Here is a 10,262-nt window from a genome sequence, read left to right on the forward strand (position 1 = left end):
AACACATCGCGGCCCAGCACTGTGTCATGGGAGAAGAACACCGTCTCCGGTGCGATCAGCGTGACGCCGGCGGTCGCCGCAAAGCGCGGCCGCACCGGGCCGGGCGGCACGATCTCCTCGGCGCGCGCGTCGCCCCAGGCGGCGGCGTGGCGTCCGGTGCAGCGGCACAGCGGCGCACCGGTCGCCCGGCATTCGGTCTCGCGGAACACCACGGCGGCGCCGAGGAGTTCGCTCACATAGCCCGAGGCATAGGCGGTCTGCATCCAGCAGGCCGGATCGGTGGCGAGGCCGAAGGCGGCCAGATGCTCGTCGGCTTCCGAGGAATCGTGCCAGAGAAACTCGCCGTCATAGGTGGCGGCGCCCATGTCGAAATCGATCTTCAGCGTCGTCACCTTGACGAAGCCTTCCAGCGTGTGGATGCGCGGTCCCGCAGCGAACAGGTCGGCCATGTCCTGGTCGGCCCAGCGCTCGCGAATGGTCGCCGCGTCCGAGCGGCCCTGCTCGTAGCCGACGCGCGTGAACAGCGCCCGGGCGCCGGCCTCGCCCAGCGCGCCGATCACCTCGGCCCTCAGGCGGCCGAGCACATGGGTCTGCATCAGCACCATGCGCTTGTTGTTGAGCCAGATGCGCCCGTCGCCGAGGGCGAAGTGCAGGCATTCGGTCAGGTCCTCCAGCGTCGGCGCCGGTGGCCGCACCCGCATCGCCGCCGGCGCCACGCTGGCCTCCGGCTGGCGCGCCTTCGACACCTCCCGCAGCGACACCCGCCGTTCCCCGACCATGATCCCCTCCCGTTTCATTATTTGATGAAATGATGACGTGATCTTTCATCATTTCAAGAGCCGTCACCGGCCCCTTTGCGCCCCCGGGGAAGGCCATCCCGGAAAAGGCGAATACGTGCAATTACTTAAGTCGGCTGCGACAAATGGCACACGCCTTGCGATGGTGGCTCCGCAGGGCGCGTTTCGAGGAGGAGACGCGTTCCGGTTCTGAAAGCACAAGCGGTCGCAGCCGATCGGGGTTTCCCCGGGCGGCGTCACGCTCCGGCATCTTCTCGGGAGGAGGAAGCAATGAACGTCATCAGTCACGATTTTCTCGACGCGAACCGCTGGCACGGCAAGGTCTATGGCGCCGGCTGGCTGCTGCCCAAGGGCGGCATGCGCGAGGTGATCGAACCGGCCACCGGCACCGTGCTGGCCACCGTCGGCTTCGGCAATGCCGAGGATATCACGCAAGCCGCCCGTCTCGCCGCCGCCGCCCAGCCGGGCTGGGCCGCCGTCAGCCCGCGCGACAAGGCCGCCATCTTCCGCAAGGCTGCCGACCATCTTCAGGCCCATTTCGACGATCTCGCCCTGATGATCGCCCGCGAGACCGGCGGCATCATCCCCAAGGCCCAGCACGAAGTGCGCGAGGCGGTGTTCCTGTTCCAGCTGGCCGCCGGCCTGGCCGTGCAGTCGCCGGGCGTGCTGCTGCCCACCACGCCGGGCCGGCAGAGCTATGCCCGCCGCGTGCCCCATGGCGTCGTCGGCGTCATCTCGCCCTTCAACTTCCCGCTGATCCTGTCGCTGCGCTCGGTGGCGCCGGCGCTGGCCGTCGGCAATGCCGTGGTGCTGAAGCCCGATCCGCAGACGCCCATTTCCGGCGGTTTCATCATCGCCCGGGCGCTGGAAGAGGCGGGGCTGCCGCCCAACGTGCTGCATGTGGTGCCGGGCGCGGCGGAAGCCGGCGAAGCACTCTGCTCCGATCCGCATGTGGGCATGGTCGCCTTCACCGGCTCGACGGCCGCCGGCCGCAAGGTGGGCGAGGCCTGCGGCCGCAATCTCAAGAAGGTGTCGCTGGAACTCGGCGGCAAGTCGTCGCTGATCGTGCTCGAAGACGCCGATCCGGAGATCGCCGCCTCCAACATCGCCTGGGGCACCTGGCTGCATCAGGGCCAGATCTGCATGTCCTCGGGCCGCATCCTGCTGCATGAGAAGATCGCACCCGCCGTCATCGAGATCCTGAAGGCCAAGGCGACGCATCTGCCGGTCGGCGATCCGGCGTCCGGCCAGGTGGCGCTCGGGCCGTTGATCAACGCCCGCCAGCGCGACCGCGTGCACGCCATCGTCACCGAAACCGTCGCCGCCGGGGCGACGCTCGAGGCCGGCGGCAGCCATGACGGCCTGTTCTACAAGCCGACCGTGCTGTCCGGCGTCAAGCCGGGCATGCGCGCCTTCGAGGAAGAGGTGTTCGGCCCCGTGGTCAACATCACCACCTTCGCCACCGACGCCGAGGCCGTGGCACTCGCCAACCGGACCGAATACGGCCTGTCCGGCGCGGTGATCTCGCCCGATGTCGGCCGCGCCATGGCGCTCGGCGAACAGCTGAAGACCGGCCTGCTGCACATCAACGACCAGACCGTCAACGACGAGTGCCTCAACCCCTTCGGCGGTCGCGGCTGCTCGGGCAACGGCGGCCGCGTCGGCGGCCCGGCCGATGCCGACGAATATACCCAGTGGCAGTGGGTCACGGTGAAGAACGAAGCACCGCGCTATCCGTTCTGACCTCCAGAGCGCCTTCCGATCAGGTCTGGTCACCTGATCGGCGGGTGCTTCACCCCTGATCCCAGTTCAATGGCCCGGCACCCGGCTCGCAGTCGCTGACTGCGGGCCGGACGGATGGCTGCGGCCTCTACACGGAACCAACCCATGAAAATTCAAGCCGCCATCGCGCGCCATCCGCGCGCTCCCATGGATATTGCCCAGGTGGACCTCGAGGAGCCGCGCGCCGACGAGGTGCTGGTCAAGGTCGCCGCCGTCGGCATCTGCCACACCGATCTGGTCATGCGCGATCAATATCTGCCGGTACCCCTGCCGGCCGTGCTCGGCCACGAGGGCTCGGGCGTGGTCGAAAGGGTCGGCAGCGCCGTCACCAAGGTCAGGCCCGGCGATCGGGTGGTGATGACCTTCAACGCCTGCGGCGCCTGCCCGTCCTGCCGCGATCACCAGCTGTCCTACTGCCACGAGTTCTTCCCGCGCAACTTCTTCGGCCGCCGCCCGGACGGTTCGACGGCGCTGAAATGCGAGGGCGTCACCGTGCACAGCCATGTGTTCGGCCAGTCGTCCTTCGCCAGCCACGCCCTCTGCCGCGAGATCAACGTGGTGAAGGTGCGCGACGGCGTGCCGCTCGATCTGCTCGGCCCGCTCGCCTGCGGCATCCAGACCGGCGCCGGCACGGTGATCAACGGCCTGAAGATCGGCCCGGGCAAGAGGCTGGCGGTGTTCGGCGCCGGCTCGGTGGGCCTGTCCGCCGTGATGGCGGCGCGCGCCACCGGCGTCGGCACCATCATCGCCATCGATCTCAACCAGGACCGGCTCGATCTCGCCCTCGACCTCGGCGCCACCCATATCGTCCACGCCAAAGCGTCCGATCCGGTGGTGGAAATCGTCAAGATCACCGGCCACGGGGTCGATTTCGCCATCGACGCCACCGGCCTTCCCGCCGTGATCGAGCAGGGCACCAAGGTTCTGGCCCCGCGCGGCACGCTGGCACTGGTGGGCGCGTCGGCGCCGGGCCAGACCATCCCCCTCGATCTCGTGCACATGATGAGCGGCGGCCGCTCGGTGCGCGGCGTCATCGAAGGCGAATCCAACGCCGACGTCTTCATCCCCTATCTGATCGACCTGTACACCCAGGGCCGCTTCCCCTTCGACCGGCTGGTGACCTTCTACGACTTCCCCGACATCAACACCGCCCTGCAGGACGCCGAGGCCGGGCGGGCCATCAAGCCGATCCTGCGCCTGTGAGGATCCGGCTACTCACACCAGATGCTTGAGATACGGGCGCGCCTCCTCGGTCAGGATGAAGGGCGCGCTCACCTCTTCGGGGTGGCTCGACAGGGTGGCCGCCTCGCTCGGCGACAAACCGTATTTCTCCTTGAAGGCGCGGGTGAAGGCCGAGGGATGGCTGAAGCCGAGCGTGAAGGCCAGCTGCGAGACGCGTGGCTTGTCGGCCTGCTGCCCGGTGATCAGGCGGAAGGCGAGGCGCAGCCGGCGCTCGCGGATATAGGCGGCAACGCCGCCCATGGGTTCGAACAGACGATAGAGCGTCGAGCGGGCCAGCCCGAATTCCTCGGTCAGGACGCTCGGGCTGAGCTCGGGGTCCTCGAGCCGGCGCTCGATCGCCGCCTTGATGGCCGGCAGCGGGGCTAGTCCCGGGGAGCCGGCTTGCCGGGCGTTCTCGGCAAGGCATTCGCCGATGGCGCCGGCCACCGTGCGCGTGATCAGGTCGGAGACGGTGCGCGCCTCGCTGATGGTGATGCGCGGCCCCATGGCCGCCACCTGTTCCAGCAAGCCCAGCAGGATGGCGTTGAGGGCGCCCGGCTTGAACTGCAGGCCGTGCGCGTCATCAAGGAAAGGCACCAGGGTCTCCAGCCGCCGCCGCGACAGGATCACCCCGATGTTGCGCATGGTCTCGATGCGGATGTGCAGTTCGCGCGACAGGTCGAAGACCAGAAACGCCCCGAGGTCCATGTGGACGTCGTGCCAGCCGCCGCCGACGGAAAAGCGCACGGCACCGCCGAGATAGTTGACCAGCATCAGATCATCGGACGCCGAGCGGGCGATCGTGCGGGCATGGCGATCGAGATGGCAGGCCGAGTTGCTGGCCCGCGAGACGAGGACATCGGGCAGGAAGAAGGTCTCCGTCTCCGCGTGGAAGGGCTGCGACCGGCTCTCCGGCGGCAGGCTCATCTCCATCAGCGGCGACAGCATCCGCCCGTAATACTCGGCGCTTTTCGGATCATCCTTGGGAAAGCTGACGCGCAGGCAATGAATGGTGTCCTTTGGCGGTGTGGGGACTGATTTTTCCATCTGCTCCACTCGGGTCCAAGGGTCGCTGACGTCTCGGCGCCTGCATGTGGCGCCGGTCCTGAAATCATGGTGCGGTCGAGGGAGGAAGCCGGCGCCTCCGCTCTCGGAATCCGCACGATAGGCACAGATTTGCAAAATGGCGACGGACTCTCCCGTCGAAACGTCCCGGTTTGTTGACCGTCCGTCTCACCCGGACCGTCACGGATGGGTCCTTGCAGCTATCGGTAGCAGAACCCTGGCGACGGTGGCGCCTTGTTTCCCGACTGCGTCAAAAGGCCACTGCCGAAACAATTCATCCCAATCACTTGCCACAGCGTCCCAATTGCACGGCAAGATGTTGCAGATAGTGAAAATACTGATTAACCACAACTTATTGGAATAAATACGTCGAGGTGAGGAGAAATCATGTCCTTCATAAAGAATACTCTGATCGCTGCGCTGTGCGCGGGCTATGCATTGATTGGCAATGCTTATGCAAATGGTTCAAGCGATGGCGGCAGCGCCCAGATCATCAATGGGACCGTGGCTCCGGCCGGCAAGTGGCCGTCCCAGGTTGCCTTGCTCTACACGAATGCGGGCAGCAACTATGCGTCCTTCTTCTGCGGTGGTTCGCTGATCGCCAACAACTTCGTTCTGACGGCCGCCCATTGCATCACGGGCGACGACGGCCGCGTGGTCGCGCCGAGCTCGATCAAGATACTCTACGGCACGCAGAGCCTGGTATCCGGCGGCAAGACCTATGCGGTCTCCAAGATCTTCCGGCATCCCAAGTACAACACCACGACCATCGATTATGACGTGGCGGTGATCAAGCTCACCAAGAATGTCACCAATCCCAAGCTGGTGACCCTGATCGACCCGATGGACGAGGCCGACATCGCCAGCGCCGGCGATCCCGCCTATGTGGTGGGCTGGGGCAATACGTCCACCACCAAACCTGCAAAGATGCCCAAGCAGCTCATGCAGCTGAAGGCGCCGATCATTGCAAAGTCGGTCTGCAACGGCCCGTCCGCCTATGACGGCCAGCTTACCTCGCGCATGATCTGCGCCGGCTACATGGCTGGCGGCAAGGATGCCTGCCAGGGCGACTCCGGCGGCCCGCTGCTGGTGCCCGACGACAACGGCAGGTACACCATCCAGGCCGGCGTCGTCAGCTTCGGCGACAAGTGCGCCCAGAAGAACAGCCCGGGCATCTACACCCGTCTGAGCTATGCCGCCATCAACGACTGGGTCCTGTCCAAGATCGGCTTCTGATCCCTTCCACCCGCCTGACCCGTCGCAAGGGGCGCAGCTGCTGCTGTGCCCCTTGTCGTTTGCACGGACCTCGGAACAGGCGGCCCTTCCTCGAATTCCTGCCCCGCATTTAGGTATGATCCATAACCTTCCGGTTATGGCTGCGGGCTCAATATGTATTACTACGCAACGCGAATACATGTCATGATCCCGGAAGATCAGAACGCGCGGCGCACGCTGGGAGGTTGTGCGCCGGAAGGCTCGTGTACGGCCTCGTTCTGGCAGGACCGCGCCGGATCGCCAGGGGCTTGAGGAGGCTTCACTGGCGAGGGGACACGCACTGGCCCAGCGCATCCGATCTTTCAGGGGAGGGGAAATCATGTTGAAAGCTCTGTTCGTCGCCGCATCCGTGGGTGCGATGACCCTTGCCGGCGCCGGCGCGTCGCTGGCGGCCGATGTGGTGTTGCGCCTGCATCAGATGCTGCCGCCGCAGGCCACCATTCCGGCCAAGGTGCTGGCTCCCTGGGCCGAGGCGATCGCCAAGGATTCCGGCGACCGCATCAAGGTCGAGCTCTATCCGGCCATGCAGCTCGGCGGCAAGCCGGGCGATCTGGTCGATCAGGTCAAGGACGGCGTCGTCGACCTCACCTGGACCGTCATCGGCTACACGCCGGGCCGCTTCCCCAAATCGGAAGTCTTCGAGCTGCCCTTCATGGTCACCACGGGCGCCGCCACCTCGCAGGCCTTCGAGGAGTTCTACGAAAAGCACCTCACCGACGAGTTCAAGGACTATCACGTGCTCGCCGTGCACACCCACGGCCCCGGCCTGATCCACACCAAGGGCAAGGCGGTCGAGAAGCTCGAGGACATGGCCGGCCTCAAGCTGCGCGGCACCTCGCGCGTGGTCAACAACATGCTGGCCGCCCTTGGCGCCACGCCCGTCGGCATGCCCGTCCCGGCCGTTCCCGAGGCGCTCTCCAAGGGCGTGATCGACGGCACGGTGGTGCCCTGGGAAGTGACCCCGTCCATCAAGGTCGCCGAGCTCGCCCCCTTCCACACCGGCTTTTCCGGCAAGCACGGCCTCTACACCGCCACCTTCCTGTTCGCCATGAACAAGGACAGCTATGACGCGCTGCCCGACGATCTCAAGAAGGTCATCGACGCTCATTCGGGTCCAGCGCTGGCCAAGGCGTTCGGCGAGGCCATGGACGCCGGCGACATCCGCGGCAAGGAACTGGCCGACAAGGCCGGCAACACCACCGTCACCCTCGACGACGCCGAGACCGCCCGCTGGAAGGACGCCGCCGACAAGGTGATCAAGGACTGGATCAAGGAAATGGACGCCAAGGGCCTCGACGGCACCGGCCTCTACGCCGACGCCCAGGCGCTGGTGGAGAAATATTCGAGCCAGTGAGGAGAGTGAGGTTTTGAAGGTTCTGGTGGGCCTACTCAAGGCCCACACGCCCGCAAGTTCTGGCCGGAACCAATCGGCACCCTCTCCCCCCTTGCGGGGGAGAGCAGGAGAGAGGGGTTGCGACCTCAATCCCAGCCACCAACCTTTCCGATAGATCACCCCACTCACAAACGCCGACACCCCAAGTCTTCTGTCGCTCACCCCTCTCTCCCACTCTCCCCCGCAAGGGGGGAGAGGGCAGGTTGAGGATCAATCGAGAGCCTTCAAGCAAAGTCCGATCAACCACCACTCCAGCTACCGCCGGAACCAATCGGCACTCTCTCCCCCCTTGCGGGGGAGAGTAGGAGAGAGGGGTCTGCGACCTCAATCCCAGCCACCAACCTTTCCGATAGATCACCCCACTCACAAACGCCGACACCCCAAGTCTTCTGTCTCTCCCCCGTCTCCCACTCTCCCCCGCAAGGGGGCCATCCGGAACCTTTTCCCCAACCCACGGCACACACATGGCTGCAAATCGCTTTGAAGATGACGGCCCGATCGATCGGGCGTCCGGCTGGCATGCCGGTCTCTCGGGTTTCGCCAATCCGCATGGTCCCGTTCATCAGGCGGCCAAGTGGGTGGCGCTGATCTCGGCCTATGCCGGCGGCGCGCTGCTGCTGGTGGCGGTGGTGATCACCGTGCTCAGCATCATCGGTCGCGCCTTCATCCACATGGGGCTCGGGCCGGTGCCCGGCGATTTCGAGATGGTGGAGGCCATGATCGGCGTTGCCGTCTTCGCCTTCCTGCCGCTCTGCCAGCAGATGCGCGGCAATGTCACCGTCGACATCGCCGTGCTGCCGCTCGGCCCGAAGGCCATGGCAGTCAGCCAGATCTTCGGCAACATCGTCATTGCCGGCATCGCGCTCTTCACCACCTGGCGGCACTGGTATGGCCTCGTCGACAAGTTCGACAATGGCGAGGTCACCTTCATCCTGCAGTTCCCGGTCTGGTGGGGCTTTGCGGCGGCTGAAGTCTTCCTGGTCGCCTTTTCCTTCGTCGCTGTCGTCGCCGTCCTCCGCGACATCTCCGATTTCCGCGCCGGCCGTGCCGTGCTGATCGGTCAGGGAGCCCATTGATGAGTGGTATCGAAATCGGTCTGTGGTCCTTTCCCGTCCTGCTGGTCCTGATTTTCCTGCGCGTGCCGATCGGCCCGGCCATGTTCGTCTGCGGCATCGTCGGCAACTACCTGATCACCGGCCGCTGGATGCCGATGCTCAACCAGATGAAGGGCCTCACCTGGTCCACCTTTGCCAACTATTCGCTGTCGATCATCCCGCTGTTCCTGCTGATGGGCCAGTTCGCCGCCCGCGGCGGCATGTCCACGGCGCTGTTCAAGGCCTCGGAAGCCTGGCTCGGCCATCGCAAGGGCGGGGTGGCCATGGCCGCCGTCGGCGCCTGCGCCGGCTTCGGCGCCATCTGCGGCTCGTCTCTGGCGACCGCTGCCACCATGGCGCAGGTGGCGCTGCCCGAGCTCAGGAAATACGGCTACTCCGGCGCGCTCGCCACCGGCACGCTGGCCGCCGGCGGCACGCTCGGCATCCTGATCCCGCCCTCGGTGGTGCTGGTGATCTACGCCATCCTCACCGAGCAGAACATCGCCAAGCTGTTCATGGCGGCGCTGCTGCCGGGCATCCTCGCCGCCATCGGCTACATCATCGTCATCTCCATCTATGTGCGCCTCAACCCCAAGTCCTGCGGCTCGCGCGAACGGGCCTCGTGGGCCGAGCGCTTCACCACGCTGCGCGACGTCTGGCCGGTGGCGCTGGTGTTCCTGTCGGTGGTGGGCGGCATCTATTTCGGCTGGTTCACGCCCACCGAAGCGGCCGCCTTCGGCGCCGCCGGCACCGGCCTCATCGCCGCCTTGCGCGGCGGCTTGCCCTTCAGCGAACTCAAGGCCTGCGTGCGCGAGACCACGGTGTCCACGGCGATGATCTTCATGATCGTCATCGGCGCCGGGCTCTACAACAGCTTCCTCGCCGTCAGCCAACTGCCGCAGAGCGGTGCCGAATGGGTCACCGCGCAAGGGTTTTCGCCCTGGACGGTGCTCACCATCATCCTCGTGCTCTACATCCTGTTCGGCTGCATCATGGATTCCATGTCCATGATCCTGCTGACGGTGCCGATCTTCTTTCCCATCGTCTCGGCGATGGATTTCGGCCTCAGCCCCGAGGAATTCGCCATCTGGTTCGGCGTGCTGATCCTGATCGTCGCCGAAGTGGGCCTGATCACCCCGCCGGTGGGGCTCAACCTCTTCATCATCGGTTCCATGGCCAAGGACGTGCCGGCGCGCGAAACCTATCGCGGCGTCAGCCCCTTCATCGTCTCCGACCTGATCCGCACGGTGATCCTCACCCTGTTCCCCGCCATCAGCCTGACGCTGGTGCGGCTGCTGTATTGAACGCCATACGCTTGCGCGACAAATGCCGGTGACTGTTTCGGCTGAAGGCCGTAACTGTCACCTCTTGCGCGGAATAACCGTTTCCCGACAGGGACTTGCATGGTCGAAAAGGTGCCAGAAACCTAGACGACACAATGCAGGACCGGGCTAACGAACCGCGGGGAAGTGTCAGCAATTTGCCGCTGGCGATGGACCGAACGCAACCTGACTATTTGCTGACCTGCGCAGTATCTCGCTTGTCATGGTCCGCGAAGGCGGACCATCCACGCAGTCATTGCAAAAATGTCCGAAGGTCCTTGCCAGCGATAAGATTGACCCAAACCCTATCGAT

General features: G+C 65.4%; 8 protein-coding genes. 6 read left to right on the forward strand and 2 right to left on the reverse strand.

The genetic code is table 11. The annotated features are described in order from the left end of the window. Window positions 1-779: XylR N-terminal domain-containing protein (locus L2I41_RS21170; RefSeq protein WP_237155616.1), on the reverse strand; the 779-nt coding region annotated here is incomplete at its 3' end. Between the two features lie 288 nt (window positions 780-1,067). Between L2I41_RS21170 and L2I41_RS21175 the strand changes: the two genes are divergently transcribed. Together L2I41_RS21175 and L2I41_RS21180 are read left to right on the forward strand one after the other, a co-directional pair. Further along, complete coding sequence (locus L2I41_RS21175; RefSeq protein ID WP_237155617.1) at window positions 1,068-2,540, forward strand: benzaldehyde dehydrogenase; 1,473 nt, start codon at window positions 1,068-1,070, stop codon at window positions 2,538-2,540. Between the two features lie 144 nt (window positions 2,541-2,684). Next, window positions 2,685-3,782: an NAD(P)-dependent alcohol dehydrogenase gene (locus L2I41_RS21180; protein ID WP_237155618.1), complete on the forward strand. Its 1,098-nt coding sequence runs from the start codon at window positions 2,685-2,687 to the stop codon at window positions 3,780-3,782. A gap of 12 nt (window positions 3,783-3,794) precedes the next feature. On the opposite strand, the gene L2I41_RS21185 is transcribed toward L2I41_RS21180, so the two are convergent. Beyond that, complete coding sequence (locus tag L2I41_RS21185; protein ID WP_237155619.1) at window positions 3,795-4,847, reverse strand: AraC family transcriptional regulator; 1,053 nt, start codon at window positions 4,845-4,847, stop codon at window positions 3,795-3,797. 405 nt (window positions 4,848-5,252) lie between these two features. On the opposite strand from L2I41_RS21185, the gene L2I41_RS21190 reads away from it, so the two are divergent. The 4 genes from L2I41_RS21190 (at window position 5,253) to L2I41_RS21205 (ending at window position 9,931) form a co-directional block, all read left to right on the forward strand. Next, window positions 5,253-6,101 (forward strand): serine protease, encoded by an 849-nt coding sequence (locus L2I41_RS21190; RefSeq protein ID WP_237155620.1) that lies wholly within the window; start codon window positions 5,253-5,255, stop codon window positions 6,099-6,101. 358 nt (window positions 6,102-6,459) lie between these two features. Beyond that, window positions 6,460-7,494, forward strand: a complete 1,035-nt coding sequence (locus L2I41_RS21195) for a TRAP transporter substrate-binding protein (RefSeq protein WP_237155621.1) — start codon at window positions 6,460-6,462, stop codon at window positions 7,492-7,494. A gap of 503 nt (window positions 7,495-7,997) precedes the next feature. Beyond that, on the forward strand, window positions 7,998-8,609 hold the full coding sequence (locus L2I41_RS21200; RefSeq protein ID WP_237155622.1) for a TRAP transporter small permease: 612 nt from the start codon (window positions 7,998-8,000) through the stop codon (window positions 8,607-8,609). Continuing rightward, the gene (locus L2I41_RS21205; protein ID WP_237155623.1) at window positions 8,609-9,931 is read left to right on the forward strand and encodes a TRAP transporter large permease; all 1,323 of its coding nucleotides are present in this window, start codon (window positions 8,609-8,611) and stop codon (window positions 9,929-9,931) included. The genes L2I41_RS21200 and L2I41_RS21205 overlap by 1 nt, the downstream gene beginning before the upstream one ends. The last annotated feature ends 331 nt before the right edge of the window (window positions 9,932-10,262 follow it).

Source organism: Oryzibacter oryziterrae, from assembly GCF_021864535.1.
Lineage (GTDB): Bacteria > Pseudomonadota > Alphaproteobacteria > Rhizobiales > Pleomorphomonadaceae > Pleomorphomonas > Pleomorphomonas oryziterrae.